This is a genomic window from Streptomyces sp. NBC_01224, assembly GCF_036002945.1.
GTDB lineage: Bacteria > Actinomycetota > Actinomycetes > Streptomycetales > Streptomycetaceae > Streptomyces.
In genome coordinates, this window is record NZ_CP108529.1 from 2,643,979 (window position 1) to 2,664,366 (window position 20,388).

At 70.6% G+C, this 20,388-nt stretch carries 19 protein-coding genes; 9 read left to right on the top strand and 10 right to left on the bottom strand.

Annotated features, from left to right (window positions below):
• Positions 1-30: 30 nt before the first annotated feature.
• From rplS to proS, 7 genes are all read right to left on the bottom strand, one after another.
• The gene (rplS, locus tag OG609_RS11175) at positions 31-381 is read right to left on the bottom strand and encodes a 50S ribosomal protein L19 (RefSeq protein ID WP_096626352.1); all 351 of its coding nucleotides are present in this window, start codon (positions 379-381) and stop codon (positions 31-33) included.
• A gap of 129 nt (positions 382-510) precedes the next feature.
• Complete coding sequence (gene trmD / locus OG609_RS11180) at positions 511-1,332, bottom strand: tRNA (guanosine(37)-N1)-methyltransferase TrmD (RefSeq protein WP_266357523.1); 822 nt, start codon at positions 1,330-1,332, stop codon at positions 511-513.
• Complete coding sequence (rimM, locus tag OG609_RS11185) at positions 1,332-1,916, bottom strand: ribosome maturation factor RimM (protein ID WP_327272677.1); 585 nt, start codon at positions 1,914-1,916, stop codon at positions 1,332-1,334. Before rimM ends, trmD begins: the two co-directional genes overlap by 1 nt.
• Before the next feature lie 80 nt (positions 1,917-1,996).
• Complete coding sequence (locus OG609_RS11190) at positions 1,997-2,236, bottom strand: RNA-binding protein (RefSeq protein WP_005311361.1); 240 nt, start codon at positions 2,234-2,236, stop codon at positions 1,997-1,999.
• Positions 2,237-2,238: 2 nt separating this feature from the next.
• Complete coding sequence (gene rpsP / locus OG609_RS11195) at positions 2,239-2,682, bottom strand: 30S ribosomal protein S16 (RefSeq protein WP_030928571.1); 444 nt, start codon at positions 2,680-2,682, stop codon at positions 2,239-2,241.
• 157 nt (positions 2,683-2,839) lie between these two features.
• Entirely contained in the window at positions 2,840-3,433 is a 594-nt protein-coding gene (locus OG609_RS11200) for a hypothetical protein (RefSeq protein WP_030928573.1), read from the bottom strand.
• 215 nt (positions 3,434-3,648) lie between these two features.
• Positions 3,649-5,064, bottom strand: coding sequence for a proline--tRNA ligase (gene proS / locus OG609_RS11205; protein ID WP_327272678.1), 1,416 nt, complete (start codon positions 5,062-5,064; stop codon positions 3,649-3,651).
• A gap of 238 nt (positions 5,065-5,302) precedes the next feature.
• Here proS and OG609_RS11210 point away from each other — a divergent pair, with 238 nt between their 5' ends.
• Positions 5,303-6,163, top strand: coding sequence for a methyltransferase domain-containing protein (locus OG609_RS11210; RefSeq protein WP_327272680.1), 861 nt, complete (start codon positions 5,303-5,305; stop codon positions 6,161-6,163).
• A 31-nt stretch (positions 6,164-6,194) separates the two neighbouring features.
• On the opposite strand, the gene ftsH is transcribed toward OG609_RS11210, so the two are convergent.
• Positions 6,195-8,108, bottom strand: coding sequence for an ATP-dependent zinc metalloprotease FtsH (ftsH, locus tag OG609_RS11215; protein WP_327272681.1), 1,914 nt, complete (start codon positions 8,106-8,108; stop codon positions 6,195-6,197).
• 165 nt (positions 8,109-8,273) lie between these two features.
• Here ftsH and yhfZ point away from each other — a divergent pair, with 165 nt between their 5' ends.
• The 8 genes from yhfZ to OG609_RS11255 all read left to right on the top strand — a co-directional run bounded on the left by yhfZ (position 8,274) and on the right by OG609_RS11255 (position 16,166).
• Positions 8,274-9,212, top strand: coding sequence for a GntR family transcriptional regulator YhfZ (gene yhfZ / locus OG609_RS11220; protein ID WP_327272682.1), 939 nt, complete (start codon positions 8,274-8,276; stop codon positions 9,210-9,212).
• Positions 9,213-9,298: 86 nt separating this feature from the next.
• Positions 9,299-9,685 (top strand): PRD domain-containing protein, encoded by a 387-nt coding sequence (locus OG609_RS11225; RefSeq protein ID WP_327272683.1) that lies wholly within the window; start codon positions 9,299-9,301, stop codon positions 9,683-9,685.
• A 67-nt stretch (positions 9,686-9,752) separates the two neighbouring features.
• Positions 9,753-10,109 (top strand): DUF2620 domain-containing protein, encoded by a 357-nt coding sequence (locus OG609_RS11230; RefSeq protein WP_327272684.1) that lies wholly within the window; start codon positions 9,753-9,755, stop codon positions 10,107-10,109.
• 41 nt (positions 10,110-10,150) lie between these two features.
• Positions 10,151-11,485, top strand: a complete 1,335-nt coding sequence (locus tag OG609_RS11235; RefSeq protein ID WP_327272685.1) for a YhfT family protein — start codon at positions 10,151-10,153, stop codon at positions 11,483-11,485.
• Positions 11,486-11,520: 35 nt separating this feature from the next.
• Positions 11,521-12,477 (top strand): phosphotriesterase family protein, encoded by a 957-nt coding sequence (locus tag OG609_RS11240; RefSeq protein ID WP_327272686.1) that lies wholly within the window; start codon positions 11,521-11,523, stop codon positions 12,475-12,477.
• A gap of 2 nt (positions 12,478-12,479) precedes the next feature.
• Entirely contained in the window at positions 12,480-13,595 is a 1,116-nt protein-coding gene (locus OG609_RS11245) for an aminotransferase class V-fold PLP-dependent enzyme (RefSeq protein ID WP_327272687.1), read from the top strand.
• A gap of 2 nt (positions 13,596-13,597) precedes the next feature.
• Positions 13,598-14,761: an alanine racemase gene (locus OG609_RS11250; RefSeq protein ID WP_327272688.1), complete on the top strand. Its 1,164-nt coding sequence runs from the start codon at positions 13,598-13,600 to the stop codon at positions 14,759-14,761.
• 163 nt (positions 14,762-14,924) lie between these two features.
• On the top strand, positions 14,925-16,166 hold the full coding sequence (locus OG609_RS11255; RefSeq protein ID WP_327272689.1) for a phosphopentomutase: 1,242 nt from the start codon (positions 14,925-14,927) through the stop codon (positions 16,164-16,166).
• Positions 16,167-16,225: 59 nt separating this feature from the next.
• Here the strand turns inward: OG609_RS11255 and ffh are convergent, their stop codons facing one another.
• Together ffh and OG609_RS11265 are read right to left on the bottom strand one after the other, a co-directional pair.
• Positions 16,226-17,776: a signal recognition particle protein gene (gene ffh, locus OG609_RS11260; protein WP_327272690.1), complete on the bottom strand. Its 1,551-nt coding sequence runs from the start codon at positions 17,774-17,776 to the stop codon at positions 16,226-16,228.
• Positions 17,777-17,908: 132 nt separating this feature from the next.
• A complete protein-coding gene (locus OG609_RS11265; protein ID WP_327272691.1) occupies positions 17,909-20,368 on the bottom strand; it encodes a [protein-PII] uridylyltransferase in 2,460 nt (819 codons plus the stop codon).
• Positions 20,369-20,388: the final 20 nt, after the last annotated feature.

The window sequence follows — 20,388 nt, forward strand, 5'->3', positions numbered from 1 at the left end:
TCCGGCCGTCCTGTGGACCTCGGAGTCAGCTCAGTTGTCGCGCTTCTCCTTGATCTTCGCGGCCTTGCCGCGCAGCTCACGGAGGAAGTACAGCTTGGCGCGACGGACGTCACCGCGGGTGACGAGCTCGATCTTCTCGAAGATCGGGCTGTGCACCGGGAAGGTGCGCTCGACGCCGACGCTGAAGGAGACCTTGCGGACCGTGAAGGTCTCGCTGACGCCCGAACCCTGGCGACGGATGACTACGCCCTTGAACTGCTGGATACGGGAGCGGTTGCCCTCGATCACTCGGACGTGGACGTTGACGGTGTCACCGGGGCGGAACGCCGGGACGTCGGTACGCAGCGATGCGGCGTTGACGCCATCGAGCAGGGAAGCCATGTTGTCTGCTTTCTTCGCCGATGCCACAGGTCATCGACGGGAGATAGTAAGGAGATGGGGGTGCTGATCGCGTCGGGCGGGCGTCGTTCCCCCTGTGGCAGGGGCGCACGCCGGACGTACAGCAGCGGCCTATTCTTCCACGGCCTCGGGCCTGCGCCAAAATCGGCCACCGGGCTCCGGGGACCAGCCGAGGATGGAGAGGATCTCACGGTCCTTCTTGTCGAAGCCGCTCGCCTCGCAGCGCTCGATGAGATCGGGCCGGTTGAGCGCGGTACGACGGAACGCCTCGTCCCGCCGCCAGCGTGCGATCTTCCCGTGGTGACCGCTGAGCAGGACGTCCGGGATGCCCCTGCCGCGCCACTCGGGCGGCTTGGTGTAGACGGGTCCCTCCAGCAGATTGGCCATCTCGCCGGGGGCGAAGGAGTCGTCCCGATGCGATTCGGCGTTGCCGAGCACGCCGGGCAGCAGTCGGGCCACCGCCTCCGTGATCACCAGCACCGCGGCTTCCCCGCCGGCCAGCACATAGTCCCCGATGGACACCTCGACGACCGGCATGCGGGTCGCGTACTCGTCCATCACCCGCCGGTCGATGCCCTCGTAGCGGGCCGGTGTGAAGATCAGCCAAGGCCGCTCGGAGAGCTCGACGGCGAGCTCCTGGGTGAACGGGCGGCCGCTGGGTGTGGGCACCACGAGTACCGGGGAGTGCGCCCCGGCCTCGTACCCGCCCGCCAGGGCGTCGTCCAGCGCCTCGCCCCACGGCTCGGTCTTCATGACCATGCCGGGGCCGCCGCCGTAGGGGGTGTCGTCGACCGTGTTGTGCCGGTCGTACGTCCAGTCCCGCAGGTCATGCACGTGCACATCCAGGCGACCGCGCGCGCGGGCCTTGCCGACGAGCGAGACGTTCAGCGGTTCCAGGTACTCCGGGAAGATCGTGACGACGTCGAGGCGCATCAGGCATCCCTCCCGGGCTCGGGCGCCTCGTCCCCGTCGCCCTCTTCGTCGCGCGAGGAGTCGATCACGGCCTGGCTCTCATCGATCAGACCGGGCGGCGGGGTGATCACCGCACGCTGCTCCTCCAGATCGATCTCGGTGACGATCTCCTCGACGAACGGAATCATCACCTCGCTGCCGTCCGGCCGCTCGACGATGAAGAGATCCTGGGACGGCAGATGCGTGATCTCGGTGATCCGGCCGATCTCGGTGCCGTCGGCGAGGACCACGTCGAGGTCCATGAGCTGATGGTCGTAGAACTCCTCGGGGTCCTCGGGGAGTTCCGCCGGGTCGACCTCGGCGATCAGGAGCGTGTTACGCAGGGCCTCGGCAGCCGTACGGTCGCGTACGCCCTCGAAGCGGAGCAGCAGCCTTCCGCTGTGCACCCGGCCGGTCTCGATCGTCAGCGGTCCGGCGGTGGCCGGTTCGGTGGCGAGTACGGCCCCGGGCGCGAGCCTCAGCTCCGGCTCGTCCGTACGCACCTCGACGGTGACCTCGCCCTTGATGCCGTGGGCACGGCCGATCCGCGCGACTACCAACTGCACCTTGTGTCTCTCCTGTCATACGACGACGGGCCGGGGCGGGCGCATTGGCCCTCCCCGGCCCGTGCCGGTGTTCAACTCTGTCAGCGAACCTGGTCCACATCGACGAGGTCGACGCGGATGCCACGGCCGCCGATGGCGCCCACGACGGTTCGCAGTGCGCGTGCGGTGCGGCCGTTGCGGCCGATCACCTTACCGAGGTCGTCGGGATGGACCCGGACCTCGAGTACGCGACCACGGCGCAGGTTGCGCGAGGCGACCTGCACATCGTCGGGGTTGTCGACGATGCCCTTCACGAGGTGCTCGAGAGCCTCCTCGAGCATGCTCAGGCCTCGGTCGACTCGGCGGGCGCGGCGGCGTCAGCAGCCTCGTCCGCCTTCTTGTCGGCCTTCTTCGCCTTCTGCGTGATGGCCTCGCCCTTGGACTCCTCGCCGGTGTCCTTGGCCAGGGCCTCGAACAGGGCGCGCTTGTCGGCCTTGGGCTCCGGCTGCAGCAGCGGCGCGGGGGCCGGGAGACCCTTGTGGGCCTGCCAGTCACCGGTGAGCTTCAGGATCGCGAGAACCGGCTCGGTCGGCTGGGCGCCGACAGACAGCCAGTACTGCGCACGCTCCGAGTTGACCTCGATGCGCGAGGGGTTCTGCACCGGGTGGTACAGGCCGATCTCCTCGATGGCCCGGCCGTCACGGCGGGTACGGGAGTCGGCGACGACGATGCGGTAGTGAGGCGAACGGATCTTGCCCAGACGCTTCAGCTTGATCTTGACTGCCACGGAAGTGGTGTCTCCTGGTCTATGACGTGGTTGGGCACAACGAAGATGCCACGTGGGGTTGCGGTACTCGGGTGCCCGATGGACGCGTCAGCCGGAGGAGAGAGGGGTCCTGTGCGACTGTCGAGTACAGCTAGCCATTGTGCCACACCACATCGGGTCACCCCACCGCGACCGCGGCTTCCGGGATGCGGAACGGCTTTCCGCAGCCACCGCAGACGATCGGAGCCTGCGCCAGGACCGACGGGACGACGCGCACATTGCGTCCGCAGTCGCAGACGGCCTTGACGCGGACGCCTCCGCCGGAGGAGCCGTGCCGGGCGGCCGGGCCACGGAAGGAACGCTTGGTGTCGGCGGCGGTGGCGACCGTATGCGCCTTGAGGGCGCGCTGCAGCCGCTCGATCGTCGGGCGGTACCTGCGCTTGGCCTCGGGGTTGAGCGTGACCAGCGAGAAGCCACTGCTGGGGTGGGGCTCCTCGGCATGGTCGAGGCCCAGCTCCTCGGCGATCGCGAGGAATCGACGGTTGTGGTAACGGCCGGCTCGTGAGGTGTCGCGGACACCTCTCGCGGCGGCGATGCCATGGACTGCCTCGTGCAGCAGTCGTTCGAAGGAGAGCTCGGCGCCACAGGCGGACGAGGACTCTCCGATCAGGGACTCGGGCGCGGCTAGATCCGGCAGCTCGGGGTGGTACCGCTGAATGTCGGCCCACGCCTGCGCCAGCTCTGCGGCAAGTACAGGTGGTGTCGTGCTCACGTCGTGACAACGAGCGCGAGTGCCCAGGTGTTCCGATTCCGGGCCATCCCAAATAATTTGCACGTACCAGTCAGTTGCCGTTGATGCGTCCTGACGAGGGCGGGTGCGCAGATCTGCGGAGAAGTCTCACAGCTCACACCAAGGTGGTACGTAGCGACCCGTACGCCCGGACGCGTAGGCGGCAACCGTACGCCGGAGTGCCGAGCGGCTCCGCGTCAGTAGGCACGGGCCACCAGGGCGACAGTACCGGGGGCGTCGTCCGCGTCCGGCACCGACCCGTCCTCGGCGACCAGACACCGTACGGACACCCCGTGCTCCGCGAGCCGGGCCTCCCCCGCCGCGCCGAGGGCCGACCAGTCGATACGCGCCCAGCCGCCCGCGGCCGTCGCCTCCACGGCCTCGTCGACGGACGCGACCTCGCTGGTGGACGACTCGCGCCGGCTCCGGGACTCCCTCAGCAGCGTCGCCTGGTCCTCCTCGAGAACCGCCGGAAGCAGCGCGGGCAGGGCCTCGATCGCGACCGGCTCCTTCCCGCCGGGGATACGCCGGGCCAGCATCGCGGTGCCGTTCTCCAGATCGCGCGGGCCGATCTCGATCCGTACCGGCACGCCCTTCAGCTCCCAGTCGACCGCGCGGCGGCCGAACGGGGTGTCGGTGCGGTCGTCGACCTCGGTCCTGATCCCCGCGGCGCGCAGCCGCTCCCCGATGGACCGGACCGCGGTCAGCACCGCCTCGTCGCCCTTGATCGCGAGGACGACCGCCTGGACGGGCGCGAGCCGCGGCGGCACCCGGAGGCCGTGATCGTCGCCGTGCGCCATGATCAGCCCGCCGACCATGCGGGTCGACGAGCCCCACGAGGTCTGCCAGACCAGTTCCTGCCTGCCTTCCCTGGACAGGTAGCTGGTGTGGAAGGCCTTGGCGAAGTTGGTGCCGAGCTCATGGCTCGTACCCATCTGCAGGGCCTTGCCGTCCCGCATCATCCCTTCGAGCGTCAGGGTGTTGACGGCCCCGGCGAACCGCTCGGCGGGGGTCTTGCGGCCGAGGACCACATCGATGCCGAGTACCTCGACCATGAAGTCCGCGTAGACGTCCCGTTGGATGTACGCCGCGTACTCCCGGGCCTCCTCGTAGGTGGCGTGGGCGGTGTGGCCCTCCTGCCAGAGGAATTCCGTCGTACGGAGAAAGACCCGCGGGCGCATCTCCCAGCGCACGACGTTCGCCCACTGGTTGATCAGCAGCGGCAGATCCCGGTAGCTCTGCACCCACTTCGAGAAGTACTCGTTGATGATCGTTTCGGACGTCGGCCGCACCACCACGGGCTCTTCGAGCTCTTTTCCACCGGCGTGGGTCACGATCGCGAGCTCCGGCTCGAAGCCCTCGACGTGCTCGGCTTCGCGTGTCAGGTAAGACTGGGGGATGAAGAGCGGGAAGTAGGCGTTCCGGGCGCCCGCCTGTTTGATACGGGCATCCATCTCCTGCTGCATCCGCTCCCACAGGCCGTATCCGTACGGCCGGATGACCATGGTGCCGCGCACCGGACCGTTGTCCGCGAGTTCGGCCTTGTTGATCAGATCCTGGTACCAGCGGGGAAAGTCCTCGGCCTGGGGCGTGAGAACGGGTGCCTTTGCCATGGCGCGCATCGTACGGCGATACCGCCCACCACACAGGGCGACGGGCCCTGCTTCCACGGGCCGTCCCCACGGGCTCACCACCGGAGCACGAAAGCATTGCCATCAGCCCCCTGGACGCGGGCGCGGATGCGCAGTTCTCTGACATACGGGGGGTGCGGGCGCACACGCACAGGGGGACATCCACTCGGGGCACGACCGATCGGACATGACCGACCTCTCGGCGGATTGGGGCGCTTCCATGACACCAACGCTCGTCCGGCACCACAGCTACGCGCACACGGACACCCCGGTGGACTCCGGTAACCGTGCCCGGGACTGGGCCGAGATTCAGGAGCGGATGCTCGCACCGCTGTACGAAGCGGTGTACGAGCGGCTCGAAGTGGGAAACGGCAGCCGGCTGCTCTCCCTCGGCTGCGGCTCCGGTCTCGCGCTGCTGATCGCGGCCGCGCGCGGAGCGCTCGTCACCGGCGTCGACACCGACCCCGAACGGCTGGCACTCGCCCGGGCCCGGCTGCTGCCCGGTCCGGGGAGCGACCCCGGGCCGCCGACCGGGCATCCGCGGCTCCTGGACGGCGATCCGTCCGCGGCCGCCCCTGCCGACGGAACGCCGTACAACCTGCTCACCGCGTTCACCCCGATCGGCTGCTCGCCCGGCGACGGGGAAGGGCTCGTGGACGCGCTGCGGTCCGCCGTACCGCTGGCCGCCCGGGGCAGCACGGTCGTACTGACCGGGTGGGGTCCGCCGGAGCGGTGCGCGACGGCGCCGGTGCTGCGGGTGGCGGGCCGGCTCTCCGACGGGTCGCGGGCGCCGCGCACGGGCGGCTGGCGGCCGTGGAGCCGGGACGATCTGGAAGAAGTGGCGTTCCGGGCCGGTCTGAATCCGGATGGCTCCGGCCGGGTCGCGTGCCCGTTCGGGTACGCGGACATGGACAGTGCGGTGCGGGGGCTGCTGTCGACGCGGCTCTTCGATACGGCGGTGCGGGCGACGGACCGGGACCAGGTGGCCAAAGAGGTCGCGGAGGCCCTGCACCCGCACCGGCGCCGGGACGGCACGATCTGGATGCCGAACGTCTTCCGCTATCTCGTGTGCACCACCTGAGCCGTTCCGTGAACCTCATGTGCACCGGCCGCTACTTGCCCAGACGGGTGATACCGGCCGCACGGTAGGCCGCGGCCTCGTCCAGCGTCTCGCTGTCCAGCAGCGCCGCGGCCAGCGAGTCCAGCCTGTCCCGGTTCTCGCCCAGGAGCCGACACGCCACCTCGTAGCACTCGTCGACGATGCGCCGCATCTCGCCGTCCACCGCGTCGAGCGTCGCCGGGGCTGCGGAGAGTCCGTACGCCTGCTGTGCATCGCTCGGGATCGCCGTCAGCCTGCCCACCTTGTGGCTCATGCCCCAGCGGCCGACCATGCCGCGGGCCAGGTTGGTGACCTGTTCCAGGTCGCTCTCCGCACCTGTGGTGACCATGCCGAAGACCACCTGCTCGGCAGCCATGCCGCCGAGCGCACCGATGATGCGGCCACGCAGATACTCCTCGGTGTACGCGTACTTGTCGGCGTCCGGCGTCGAGATGGTGACGCCCAGGGCCCGGCCGCGCGGCACGATGGTGACCTTGCGGACCGGGTCGGCGCCCGGCTGGACCATGCCGAGCAGGGCGTGCCCGCTCTCGTGGTACGCGGTCCTGCGGCGTTCCTCGTCCGACATGACCAGTGAGCGCTCCGCCCCCAGCTGGACCTTCTCCAGGGCGTCCGAGAGATCGGACTGGCCGACCTCGGACTGCCCGCGCTTGACCGCGAGCAGCGCGGCCTCATTGGCCAGGTTGGCGAGATCGGCGCCCGTCATACCGGGGGTCGTACCGGCGACCTGGGCCAGGTTCACATCCTCGGCAAGCGGGATCTGCCGGGTGTGGATCTCCAGGATCGCCTCTCGGCCGCCTCTGTCCGGCGGGCTCACCTGAACGATCCGGTCGAAGCGGCCGGGCCGGGTGAGGGCGGGGTCGAGGACGTCGGCGCGGTTGGTGGCGGCGAGGACGACGACGCCCTCCGAACCGGAGAAACCGTCCATCTCGGTGAGGATCTGGTTGAGCGTCTGCTCGCGCTCGTCGTGGCCGCCCATGCCGGAACCGCCGCCACGAGCCCGGCCGATGGTGTCGATCTCGTCGATGAAGACGATGGCGGGGGCGACCTTGCGTGCCTCCGCGAAGAGTTCCCGCACCCGGCTCGCGCCGACGCCGACGATCATCTCGATGAATTCGGAGGCCGATGCCGAGAAGAACGGCACCCCGGCCTCACCCGCGACGGCCCGTGCGAGAAGTGTCTTGCCGGTGCCGGGCGGTCCGGCGAGGAGCACTCCCCCGGGCATCCGGGCGCCCATCTTCCGGTACGCCTGCGGGTTCTTGAGGAAGTCCACGACGTCGTTGAGCTCGCCCTCGACCTCGTCGATCCCGGCCACGTCCTGGAAGGTGGTGCGCTTCCCGCCCTCCAGCTCGACGGGCTTGGGCGGCGCCTTGCGCCCGAAGCCGCCCATCCCGCCGCCCATGCCCCTGGACATCCGCCGGGCGATGAACACCCAGAGCAGGACGAGCAGCAGCATAGGGGCCAGCGAGATCAGCAGATTCGCGAGGAAGCTGCGCTGCTGGACGACCGGCTCGGCGGTGACCGTGACGTCGCCCTTGACCAGTTCGGCCCAGAGGTTGTCGTCCGCGAAGGCAGGCCGCTGAGTGACGAACTTGGTGTATTTCTTGTCGCTCCCCGGGACCTTCGCCTCCTTCTTGAGCTGTCCCTGGATGGCATCGCCCTTGGAGTAGATCTTGGAGACATTGCCCGAGGTGACCTGTTTGCTGAACTCCGTGTACGCGATCGTCCGCTCCTCCGCCCCGTTGAAGAAGGACAGCACCAGATTGGCGATCAGATATACGGCGAGCGCGGTCAGCAGCAGCCCGCCCCAGCCTCCCGGCATCTTGCGGCCCGGCGGTGGGGGCGGCGGTGCGCCCTCGGAGCGCCACGGCTGATCGGTTCGATCGCGGGGAGGTACGGGGGTGGTCACGCGCGCTCCTCTGCCGACAGCCAGTGAATGTGACATTAGATGAGAAACCGACCCAAAGCTCCCCGTGGACCCTTTCAGTGGGCCCACAGAGGGAAGCGGCGCCCGACGGATGAGTCCCTTGCGAACCCCTTGTCAATATCCAGAATCCTGTTTACTGTTTGATTCGTGAACGATTTCGATGACCGTTTCCTCACCCGGAACGGCCTCGCCGCCCGGCAGCTCGCCGTCCTGCTGCTCAACCATGAGCCGGACACCCGCCTGCCCCGAGTGCGCGACTTCGCCGAGGAGCTGGGCTGCGGAAACGGGACCGTTCAGGCGGCCCTGCAACTGCTGGAGGATTCCGGGGCGATCGAGACGACCGCCCGCGGCCATCTGGGCACGTTCCTCGTCCGCTCGGACCGCTCCGTCCTCTGGCGGCTGTCCGGACTCGGCACACTGCTCGCCGCGATGCCGCTCCCGTACTCACGCAGGTACGAAGGCCTGGCGACCGGGCTGCGCGGCGCCTTCGAGAAGGCGGGCGCCCCGTTCGCGATCACGTTCATGCGGGGCGCCGGAGCCCGTACGGCCGCGCTGCTGGAGGGCAAGGTCGACCTCGTCGTCCTGTCCCGCTTCGCGGCCGACCAGCTGATCGCCGAGCACCCGGTGGAGCTGGTCGCCGACCTGGGCCCCGCCACCTACGTCGGCGCGCACGGCATGCTGCTGCGGCACGGCGTCGACCTGGACTCCCCCGGGCTGCGGGTGGCCGTCGACCACGCATCCGAGGATCTGCGGATGCTCGTGGAGCGGGTCTTCGCCGGCCGGCAGGACATCGAATGGCTGGAGGTCTCGTACATGCAGCTGCGTGATCTCTTCGCCCGCAACGAGGTCGACGCCACCGTCTGGAACCTGGACGAGGTGCAGGACCGGCTCGGGCTCGGCGTCGACGTGCTCCCGCTCGGCGACGAGGTCACCCGGGAGCTGTCGCTGCGCAACTCCAGTGCTGCCGTCATCGGCCGGACCGACGGGGCGAAGGCCCTCGCCGCGGTCCGGGACTCGCTCGACCTGTCCCTGGTGACCCGGCTGCAGAGCGAAGTACTGCGGGGCGAGCGCGTGCCCTCGTACTGACCGGCGGGTCGGGTGACGTAGATCTCGCGGGACGCCCGTGATCAAAATACAGAATCCTGGTTACTGTTGATTTTAGGAGGATCACCATGGACGACCAGCTCGCACTGCGGATCCAGCTCTTCCGCGAAGGCGGTCAGGTCCGGCCCGAGGTGGCCGACTTCGTCGCCGCCGAGCTGACCGCCCTCGAAGCCGACGGCCGCACCGTCACCGAAGCGACCGCGGGCATGCTGACCAGCCATCTGATGATGGCGCTCACCCGGCTGCTCGACGGCGAACCGATCGAACAGTTCCTCACCGACGACCAGGTCGCCGCCGAGCTGGCCGGACACCCCGACGCCGTCGAACGCGCCCGCGCCGTATCCGCGCGGGCCGAGCGGGAGCTCGGCGCCGCGCTCCCCGACTCGGAGGTCAACTTCCTCGGCATGCACCTCGCCGTCCTGGCCCAGCAGTCACCGGCCACCCCCACTTCGTGACCGGTCCCGGCGCACGGAACAGACACGCCCCGGCACGCGGAAACAGACACAGAGAGAAGAGACAGCCATGACGAAGATCCTCACCGGCGGAGTCGGCAAGGTCGAGGTCGCCCAGGCCATCGGCAAGCTCGGGATCGACTCCCTCGACGTCGTCACCTCCAGCGACATGGACGCAGCGATGAAGCTCCGTGTCGGGCAGGCCGACTACTTCCTCGGTACGTGCCACACCGGTGCCGGTGCCTCCCTCGGCGTCCTCGTCGGCCTCATGGGCAGCGCCGCCTGCCACACCTTCGGCCGCAGCGTGCCCACCGAGGAGGCGATCAGCGCCCTGATCGCCGACGGCAAGAAGGTCTTCGGCTTCTCGATGGACCAGATCGACGCCATCGCCCCACTCATGGCGCGCGCCATCGCCGCCCGCGGCTGACCCGGCCGCATCTCCCCGTCCCGGGCACGAAGGAGTGATTCGTGAGCACCACACTCGCCGCCGGTACCAGCCTTGATTTCACGCTGGCCCAGCAACTGACCGTAATAGCCCTCTGTGCGCTGACGGCATACATCTCGCACATGGCTCTGGCCGTCTTCAACGACGGCGTACGTCCGTTCCTGCTGGACTTCATCCAGGGGCGCACCACCCGCAGCGCCACGACGGCGGTCTCCTTCGGCCTCTCCGCCGGGTTCATCTTCGGACTCGGCGCCCCGATGGCACTCTCCACCGGCGTGCTCAACCCGTGGCTCGTCTTCCTGCCCACCGACATCCTCGGCATGCTCGCGCCGAAGAAGTGGCTCGCGCCGATCCTCGGCGGCGCTTGGGGCGCGGTCGTCGTCTTCGGACTGAACGGCGCCAACAACGTCGCGCACGACCTGCCCGTCGACTTCATCACCGCCATGCAGCAGATGTCGACGCCGATCCTCTTCCTCTTCACGCTGTTCCCGGTGCTCGCCATCACCAAGCAGTTCGGCCGCAAGTGGGGCAGCATCGCCGGAGTCCTGGAACTCGCCCTGGTGGTCATGACCATGAAGGTCTGGCCGAAGATGTTCGCCGGGGCGCTGGCCATGGCCGTCGGCGTGCTGATGCTGATCGCCCTGGCCGTCGCCAAGGACATGAAACAGCGCAGGGCCGACCGGGCCGCGGGTGTCACCGAGGTCGTCCTGGAGGACGACCCGATGGCCTCGCTCTTCAGCGCCAGCGCGGCCCGCCTGCGCAAGTACCTCCCGCTGTTCATGGTGCTCGGCGCCGGAGTCTGCGTGCTGGCCCAGATGCACATATTCGGCGGCGGCGAAGCGACCAGCTTCCTGATCGCCAAGGGGCAGTACTCCGAGGCCGCCCAGGTCGACTTCTACCGGGTCTTCGGCTTCATCCCGCTGATCGCGACGACCGCGCTGGCCTCCGGCGCGTACGGCATCGCGGGATTCACGCTGGTGTACCCGATCGGCTATCTGATGCCGAACCCGTTCCTGGCAGCGGTCGTCGGCGCCGTCGTCTTCGCCGCCGAGGTCCTGGCCCTCTCGTACATCGGCAAGGTCCTCGGCAAGCTCCCCAGCGTCCGTGACTCCTCGGAACACCTGCGCAGCGCCATCGGGGACACCCTGCAGCTCGCGATCCTCTTCGGCTCGCTGATGGCCGCCAACGCCATGGGCGGCGGACTCGGCATCCTCGTCGTCGGCGGGCTCTACCTGCTGAACGAGGCGATGGGCCGGCCGGTCGTGAAGATGGCCGCCGCTCCCGCCGCGGTGATCGTCGGCGGCATCCTCCTCAACGTCCTGTACTGGCTCGACCTGTTCACCCCGATCAAGGGCTGAGGCCGGGTACGTACACGAAGAAGGAACCCCCCACGATGAACCACCCCGCACCGCCCGTCCTGCGCACCGTCGTCGGCGATCTCGCAGCCGATTCCGTGGCCGGCCCCGCCCTCGCCCATGAGCACCTCGTCCTCGACCTGGACCACAAGGGCGACGGCGCGGCCGTCCTCGACCCGGAACTCCACTCCGCGGCGGTCACCGCCGAGCTCGCCGCGCTGCGCGCCGAGTTCGGTCTCTCCCTCGTCGTCGAGCTGACCTGCCGCGGCATGGGCCGCGACGTACGCGCCCTGGCCCGCATCGCCCGGGACGCGCGTATCGCCGTCGTAGCCGCGACCGGCTGGTACTACGAACCGTTCCACACCCCCGAGATCGACGGCAGCAGCGTCGAGGAGCTCACCGGCGCGCTCGTCCAGGAGATCGACGGCGGTATCGGTGCCACCGGCATCCGCCCCGGTGTTCTCGGCGAGATCGGCAGCCACGGCGACACCCCGACCACGCCCGAGGCCAAGGTGCTGCGCGCCAGTGCGCGGGCCGCCCTCGCCACCGGCCTCTCCGTCGCCACCCACGCCCAGCTCGGCCGCGGCGGAATCGCCCAGCTGGAGCTGCTGACCGGAGAGGGCCTGCCGGCCCATCGCATCAGCATCGGCCACCAGGATCTGCTCGACGACCCCGCCGTCCACAAGGAGCTCGCGGCGAGCGGGGCGTACGTCGCGTTCGACACCGTCGGCAAGGACGGCTACCAGAGCGACGACACCCGGCTGCGACTGCTGCTCGCCCTCGTCGAGGCCGGGCACGCCGACCGGGTGCTGCTCAGCTGCGACATCTCCCGCCACGGCTACCTCCTCGACGAGGGCGGCCGGGGATACGGACATCTCTTCCGGAGCTTCCTGCCCAAGGCCCGCGCGGCCGGTGTCGACGACGACCTGATCGACCTGATGACCCGCCGTAATCCGCTCTGCTTCCTGACCGGCGCCCGCGTGGAGGAGTTCTGACCATGAGCCCTGTACTTCCGCAGACCTTCCCGCTCGCGACGGTGGAGCTGGACGACGCGATCGCCAGACAGTTCCGGCTCCTGGAGGCCACCGCCGCGCACTTCGAGGGCCCCCAGCTCTTCGACGCGGACGCCGGAGTCGTCCCAGGTCTCGGCCGCCCCCGCACCACCGCCCGCGTCGAAGCCGTACTCGCGGACTTCTTCGGCGCCGAGGACGCCGCCTTCGTCCAGGGCGCGGGCACCGGCGCGATCCGCGCCGCCCTGGGCGCCGCCGTACGGGCGGGCGACCCGCTGCTCATCCACCGGGCCCCTGTCTACCGCACCACCGAGGTCACGCTGCGCGGCATCGGTGTACGGACCGCCGAGGTCGACTTCAACGACGCGCGGGCGCTGCACGAGGCCCTGGAGTCCGGCCGGTTCCGGTGGGCCTACGTCCAGCACACCCGGCAGCGGCTCGCCGACTCGTACGACCCCGCGGAGGTCCTCGCCGCCTGCCGGTCCGCCGGAGTCCGCACCCTCGTCGACGACAACTACGCCGTCATGCGCACCCCCGCCTCGGGGGTGGAGCTCGGCGCCGACGCCTCCTGCTTCTCCCTGTTCAAACTGCACGGCCCAGAGGGCGTCGGCATCGTGGTCGGCGCCCGCGATCTGGTCGGGCGCATCCGCCGCGACAACTACTCCGGCGGCGGACAGGTCCAGGGCCATCAGGCGCTCGACGCCCTGCGCGCCCTCACCCACGTACCGGTCATGTGGTCCGTGCAGTCCCGGGTCGGCGCCGAGGTCGCCGAGCGGCTGGCCGCGGGCGAAGTGGACGGCGTCGCCGAGGTACGGATCGCCAACGCCCAGGACCGCTGCCTGCTCGTCCGCCTCGACCGGCCGGCCGCGAAGGAACTGCCCGCCGTCGCCGCCCGCTTCGGAGCCGCTCCCTACCCCGTCGGCTCCAACTCGCGCTACGAGATCGCGCCGCTCTTCTACCGGATGTCCAGCTCCGCCCTGGACGACTCCCCCGAGCTGGCCGACTGGACCGTACGCATCAACCCGATGCGGGCGGGCGCGGATCTCGTCATCGACATCCTGCGCCGCTCGCTCGACGTGTTGAACGACCCGAAGGACGACTGACCGTGTTTCTCGACACCGTGCTCACCCGCAACCCCGAGCTCGTCGACGCCGCGGCCACCCTTCACCGGCGCGGCGAGATCCCGCCCGACACCTACGTGATGGACCTCGACGGCGTCGAGGCCAACGCCGCGCTGCTGGCGGCCGAGGCCGAACGGGTCGGCATCGGCCTCTGGTTCGTCGTCAAACAGCTGGGCCGCAACCCCGAGCTGATCAGGGCCGTCGCCCGGCACATCCCCAGGTTCGCCGCCATCGACCCACCCGAGGCCCGCACCCTGCACGCCGCGGGCGCACAGGCCGGCAACCTCGGCCACCTGGTCCAGATCCCCCGCCGCGCACTGCCCGAAATGCTGGCCTGGCGCCCCGAGACCGTCACCGTGTTCGACCTCGCCAACGCCCGGGCCGTGTCCGAGACCGCCCAGCGGCTCGGCTTCGTCCAGGACGTTCTCGTACGCCTCGAAGGCGCCGAGGGCGCCGTCTACCCCGGCCAGGAGGGCGGCGTCCCGCTCGGCCGCCTCGACTCGTTCGCCGAAGCGGCCGAGCAACTGCCCGGCATCCGGATCGCGGGCGTCACCGCTTTCCCCTGCGTCCTGTGCGACCCGGCAACCGGCGTCCCCCGCGCCACCCCCAACTTCGCGCTCGCCCTCAAGGCCCGAGAAGTCCTGGCCGCCCGGGGACACGAACACCTGAAGCTGAGCGCCCCCAGCGCCACCTCGATGGCGTCCCTCCCGCTGCTCGCCGAACTCGGCGCCACCCACGGCGAACCCGGCCACGCCCTCACCGGCACCACCCCGCTGCACGCCCTCGACCCGCAGCAGCCCGAGAAGCCCGCGTACGTGTACGTCAGCGAGATCGCCCATACCCTCGACGACGGCCGCCCGGCGATCCGCGGCGGCGGCTTCTACGCCCGGTCCCACATCCGCAGCGCTCTGCTGCCGCGCACCGGCGCACGCCTCGGCGTACAGGACGCACCCGCCGAGAACATCGACTACTACCGGCTGCTCGACGCTCCCGCCGACGGCCAGGACGTCCGGCTCGGCGACACCGCACTGCTCGCCTTCCGTACCCAGATCTTCGTCACGCGCTCGACCGTTGCCGTCGTCTCCGGACTCGCCTCCGGCACACCCCGGCTGAGCGGGCTGTACGACGCCCAGGGCCGGGCCCTGTAACGACCTCGCCCACGATTGGCAGTGGGAGAGGGAGCGGCGTCCGGGACCTCCGCCTCGGCGTTGTCGTCAGTCGCCGACGCCGGAGGCGGAGGTCCCGGACACCGCGACGCCGCTGACAATCGCGGGCGAGGTCGTAAGGCCGACCCCTGAATAGGAGGCACCCATGGCCAAGACCGTCATCGTCGTCATCGACGGATTCGGCATCGGCGCCATGCCCGACGCGGGCACCCTGCGCCCCGGCGATCTCACCGCCGACACCTGCGGACACGTCCTCGACCACTGCCGCGTGGCCCTCGGCCGGCCGCTGCGCCTGCCCGTGCTCGGCGCGCTGGGTCTCGGCCTGGTCCACCCGCACCAGGACCTCGCCCGCCGTACCCATCTGCCCGTCGCCGCGGGCCGCGCCGCGCTCGGCTATCCCGGCGCCGACACCTTCGCGGGCCACCAGACGATGATGGGCGCCGACTTCAGCCGGGTCACCGTGGCCCGGCTCGCCGACCATCTGGCCGCGGTGGCCGCCGCCCTCGAAGCGGCCGGCCACCGCGTCGAACCGCTGGACGGCAAGCCGCTCCTCGTCGTCGACGGCACGGTCCTCGTCCACGACAACCTGGAGGCCGACCCCGGGATCAACTGGAACGCCTCCGGCCGCCTGGACGACCTGTCCTTCGACGGCCCCGGCGGAATCCTCTCCGTCGCCCGTACCGTCCGCGCGGTCGCGCCCGTCGCCCGGGTCATCGCGGTCGGCGGCCACGCGGACGGCCCGCTGAGGCAGTTCGTGCGCCCCGGCGATGCGGGAACCGTCGGACTCGACACCCCCGCCACCGGCTTCTACCGCAACGGCGGCCTGGAAGTTCAGCACCTGGGCGCCGAGCTCGACCACACCCGCCAGCTCCCCGGTCTGGCCGCCCGCGCGGGCATCCCGGTCACCCTGGTGGGGAAGGCCGCCGACATCCTGGCCTGCGAGGCGGCGCGGCGACACCCGGCCGTGAAGACGGCCGACGTGCTCTCCCACACCCTCGAAGCGGTACGCGCCCCCGGCGACGCGCTCGTCGTCGCCAACGTCCAGGAGACCGACCTGGCGGGGCACCAGCAGGACACCGAGTGCTACGGACACCTCCTGGAGCAGGTGGACTCCGGGCTCGCCGGGCTCGTGGCGCTGCTCGACAGCCCCGGCGACCGGCTGATCGTCACCGGCGACCACGGGAACGACCCCACGATCGGGCACGCCTACCACACCCGCGAGTACGTGCCGGTGCTGATCCACCGGCCCGGCACGGACGGCGTGGAACTGCTGCCGGACGCGGACAGCCTCGCGGATGTGGGCGCCACCGCGGCCGCATCGCTGTCCCTGGACCCGGCGGGGCTGGCCAACGGCACGACGCTGCGGCCGGGACGGCACGCAGCATAGAAGCGTGCGCAAGGGGCGCCCACCGGCGGTGGGCGCCCCTTGCGCACGTTCCCGGGCGATCAGCCCATGAACTTCTTGAACTCGTCCGGCAGCTCGAAGTTCTTGTCCTCCTGCGCCGGCAGACCGAACGCACCGCCCTGAGCCGCCGCCTGCTCGCGACGGGCCGCCGCGGCCTGCTCCTCGGCCTTGCGCTTCATCGGGTTGCCGCTCTTGCGCTTGCCCTTGGCCTGCTTGATCTGCTTCTTCTGCCGGCCGGGACCGCCACCCATGCCCGGCATCCCGGGCATCCCCGGCATGCCGCCGCCCTGCGCCATCTTCGACATCATCTTGCGCGCGTCGAAGAACCGCTCCACCAGGTTCTTCACTGCGCTGACCTCGACACCGGAGCCCTTGGCGATACGGGCCCGGCGCGAGCCGTTGATGATCGTCGGCTCGGCGCGCTCCTTCGGGGTCATCGACTTGATGATCGCGGCGGTACGGTCCACGTCGCGCTCGTCGATGTTGTTGATCTGGTCCTTGATCTGCCCCATGCCGGGCAGCATCCCGAGCAGCTTGGAGATGGAGCCCATCTTCCGGACCTGCTCCATCTGGGCCAGGAAGTCGTCGAGCGTGAAGTCCTTGCCCTTGCTGGACGCCAGCTTGGAGGCCATTTTGGCGGCCTCTTCCTGGCTGAAGGTCTTCTCCGCCTGCTCGATCAGGGTGAGCAGGTCACCCATGTCGAGAATGCGGGACGCCATGCGGTCGGGGTGGAAGGCGTCGAAGTCCTCGAGCTTCTCACCGTTCGACGCGAACATGACCTGCTTGCCCGTGACGTGGGCGATCGACAGGGCCGCACCACCGCGGGCGTCACCGTCGAGCTTGGAGAGCACCACGCCGTCGAAGCCGACACCGTCGCGGAAGGCCTCGGCGGTGTTGACCGCGTCCTGGCCGATCATCGCGTCGACGACGAAGAGGATCTCGTCGGGGCTGACGGCGTCGCGGATGTCCGCGGCCTGCTGCATCAGCTCCTGGTCGATGCCGAGGCGGCCGGCGGTGTCGACGATCACGACGTCGTACTGCTTGGAGCGGGCGTGCTCGATCGAGTCCTTGGCGACCTGGACCGGGTCACCGACGCCATTGCCCGGCTGCGGCGCGTACACCGCGACACCGGCGCGGTCGGCGACGACGCTGAGCTGGTTGACGGCGTTGGGGCGCTGGAGGTCACAGGCGACGAGCAGCGGGGAGTGGCCCTGGCCCTTGAGCCAGAGGCCGAGCTTTCCGGCGAGGGTGGTCTTACCGGCACCCTGGAGACCGGCGAGCATGATCACGGTGGGCGGGTTCTTGGCGAACCGCAGCCGCCGGGTCTCGCCGCCGAGGATGCCCACGAGCTCCTCGTTGACGATCTTGACGACCTGCTGGGCGGGATTCAGCGCCTGGGAGACCTCGACGCCGCGCGCCCGCTCCTTGACGTTGCCGATGAAGGCGCGGACGACGGGCAGCGCGACATCCGCTTCGAGCAGGGCGATACGGATCTCGCGGGCCGTGGCGTCGATGTCCGCCTCGGACAAGCGGCCCTTGCCCCGGAGGTTCTTGAAAGTCGCGCTAAGGCGGTCGGAGAGAGTATCGAACACGGCGCTCGTCGGTCCTCAGGGTCGGGGGCGGGGCAGGTCAGTCGTCCCCAAGGGTATCCGGACCCCGGGAAACACAAAGCCCTCGCCCGATTCTCGTTGACGGACGAGGGCCTGCGGGCGCGGCAGCGTGGCTCAGCCCAGCGCCTTCTCGACCTCCCGGGCCACCTCCGCGGCCCGTACCTCGGGCAACGGCTCACCGTCCGTATCCGTGACGTAGAACGCGTCCACCGCGTTCGCACCCAGCGTCGAAACATGTGCGCTGCGCACCCGTACGTCGCACTGCTCCAGCGCCCGGCCGATCCGGTGCAGCAGTCCCGGGGCGTCCTGGGCCCGTACCTCGATCACCGTCGCCAGCTGTGAACCGGCCGCCGCGACCGTCACCCTCGGCGGCGGGGCCTTCACCCCGCGCCGCCTCGGGTAGGCGGCCTCGCGTTCGGCGAGGCGGGCCCGGATGTCGAGGGAGCCGTCCAGGGCGCGTACGAGGTCGGCGCGGAGGCGGGTGGCCTGCGGCAGGGAGCCGTACTCGGCCGCGACCCGCCAGCTGAGCAGCAGCAGGTCGGTGGATTCGCCCTCGCCGAGCTCGGTGGGGAGTTCCACGGCCCGCAGGTCGGCTGCTCGCACGGTGAGGCGGTGCAGGGCGAGGACGCCCGCCGCCGCGGGCAGCACGCCGGGGCGGTCGGGCAGGGCGATGAGGAGTTCGACGCCGACGGGTTCCGGTTCGCCGTCCCCGTTCGGGGTCTCGGCCTGAGCGTGCAGGGCGAGGACGGGTTCGCCGGTGCGCAGGGCCTCGATGGCGAGGCGTTCCTGTTCGGCACTGGGGGCGGCAGGTTCCGGTTCCTCCGGGGCCTGGCCGGCGAGCACGGCGGTGACGCGTTTGACGAGATCGGCGACGAGGGAGGCGCGCCAGGTGGACCAGGCGGCGGGCCCGGTGGCGAGTGCGTCGGCCTCGGTGAGGGCGTGCAGGAGCTCCAGGGTGGAAGTGGTGGAGACGGCGGTGGCGACGGAGCGCACGGTCGCCGGGTCGTCGAGGTCGCGGCGGGTGGCGGTCTCGATGAGCAGCAGATGGTGGCGTACGAGGGTGGCGATGACGCCCACGTCGTGCTGGTCGAAGCCGATCCGGGCCGCCATGTCGCGGGCGATGACCTCCCCGGCGGCGGAGTGGTCGCCGGGCCAGCCCTTGCCGATGTCGTGCAGGAGTGCGGCGACGAGGAGGAGGTCGGGGCGGCCGACGCGGCGGGTGAGGGAGGAGGCGCGGACGGCCGCTTCGACGAGGTGGCGGTCGACGGTCCAGGTGTGGACGGGGTTGCGCTGGGGGCGGCAGTGGACGCGTTCCCAGTCGGGGAGCAGCCGGGTGATCAGTCCTTCGGCTTCGAGTGCTTCCCAGACGGGGACGGTGGCCTCGCCCGCGCCGAGGAGGGTGACGAGTTCCTCACGGGCCTCGGCGGGCCAGGGCACCGGCAGCGGGCGCGCGGCGGTGGCGAGGTGGCGTACGACGTGGCGGGAGAGCGGGAGTTCGGACTGGGCGGCCGCTGCGGCGGCGCGCAGTACGAGCACGGGGTCACGTTCGGGGCGGGCGGAGCGGGCGAGGACGACTTCGCCGTCGGCCTCGACGACACCCTCGGCGAGCGGGGTGCGTTCGGTGGCGGCGGTCTTGCCGCCACCGAGAATCGCGCGGAGCCGGGGGCGCGCCGAGCGGGCGCGCAGGACGCGGTTGACCTCGCGCCAGGTGACGTCGGTTGCGTAGGAGACGGTGCGGGCGGCCTCGTACACCTGGCGGAGCAGGGCGTCCGCGTCGAGGAGCCCGAGGGCGGTGGCGACCTGGTCCTGTTCCTGAAGGGCGAGGCGGTCGGTGGCACGGCCGGTGGTGAGGTGGAGCGCGTCGCGGGCGTCGAGGAGGAGGCGACGGGCTTCGGCGAGGCCTTCGCGGGGGGCGTCGGCCACCCAGGAGGCGGCGACGGCGCGCAGGGCGGTGGCGTCGCGCAGTCCGCCGCGGGCCTCCTTGAGGTCGGGTTCGAGGAGGAACTGGAGCTCGCCCTGGCGTTCGGCGCGTTCGCGGCAGAGCTCATCGAGGGCGGGGAGGCGTTTGGGAGCCTGGTTGCGCCAGTCGGCGAGGATCGCGGTGCGCATACCGGCGACGAGGCCGAGGTCTCCGGCGACGGGCCGGGCGTCGAGCAGTCCGAGTTGGACCTTGAGGTCCTCGCCGGCCGTTTTCCGGGCTTCGGCGGGGGTGCGTACGGAGTGGTCGAGAGCGAGGCCGAGGTCCCAGACGGGGTACCAGATGCGGTCGGCGAGGGAGGCGATGGCCCCGGCGTCGGCGTTGCCGTCGTGCAGGAGCAGGAGGTCGAGGTCGCTGCGCGGGGAGAGTTCACCGCGGCCGTAGCCGCCGACGGCGACGAGGGCGGCGCCGCGGACGCCGGTCTGTTCGGCCGCGGCGGTGAACAGCGTGGTGAGCCAGTCGTCGGTGAGCGAAGCGAGGGCCGCACGGCGCGGCGGCCCGGACTGCGCCTTCTCCTGGAGGAGGCGCAGCCGGGCCGCCGCGTAGCTGCTGGGTTCCGAGTCATCGGATTCGGTGGTCACTTCGGTGCTCGTCACCCGGCTGCCTTTCGTTTCGG

Bases quoted from the DNA above. Each gene is read 5' to 3' on its own strand.
- proS (WP_327272678.1), bottom strand. From the start codon at position 5,064: ATGGCAAAGGCACCCGTTCTCACGCCCCAGGCCGAGGACTTTCCCCGC.
- OG609_RS11225 (WP_327272683.1), top strand. From the start codon at position 9,299: ATGGACGACCAGCTCGCACTGCGGATCCAGCTCTTCCGCGAAGGCGGT.
- OG609_RS11210 (WP_327272680.1), top strand. From the start codon at position 5,303: ATGACACCAACGCTCGTCCGGCACCACAGCTACGCGCACACGGACACC.
- rplS (WP_096626352.1), bottom strand. From the start codon at position 381: ATGGCTTCCCTGCTCGATGGCGTCAACGCCGCATCGCTGCGTACCGAC.
- OG609_RS11245 (WP_327272687.1), top strand. From the start codon at position 12,480: ATGAGCCCTGTACTTCCGCAGACCTTCCCGCTCGCGACGGTGGAGCTG.
- OG609_RS11230 (WP_327272684.1), top strand. From the start codon at position 9,753: ATGACGAAGATCCTCACCGGCGGAGTCGGCAAGGTCGAGGTCGCCCAG.
- OG609_RS11255 (WP_327272689.1), top strand. From the start codon at position 14,925: ATGGCCAAGACCGTCATCGTCGTCATCGACGGATTCGGCATCGGCGCC.
- OG609_RS11190 (WP_005311361.1), bottom strand. From the start codon at position 2,236: ATGCTCGAGGAGGCTCTCGAGCACCTCGTGAAGGGCATCGTCGACAAC.
- OG609_RS11240 (WP_327272686.1), top strand. From the start codon at position 11,521: ATGAACCACCCCGCACCGCCCGTCCTGCGCACCGTCGTCGGCGATCTC.
- trmD (WP_266357523.1), bottom strand. From the start codon at position 1,332: ATGCGCCTCGACGTCGTCACGATCTTCCCGGAGTACCTGGAACCGCTG.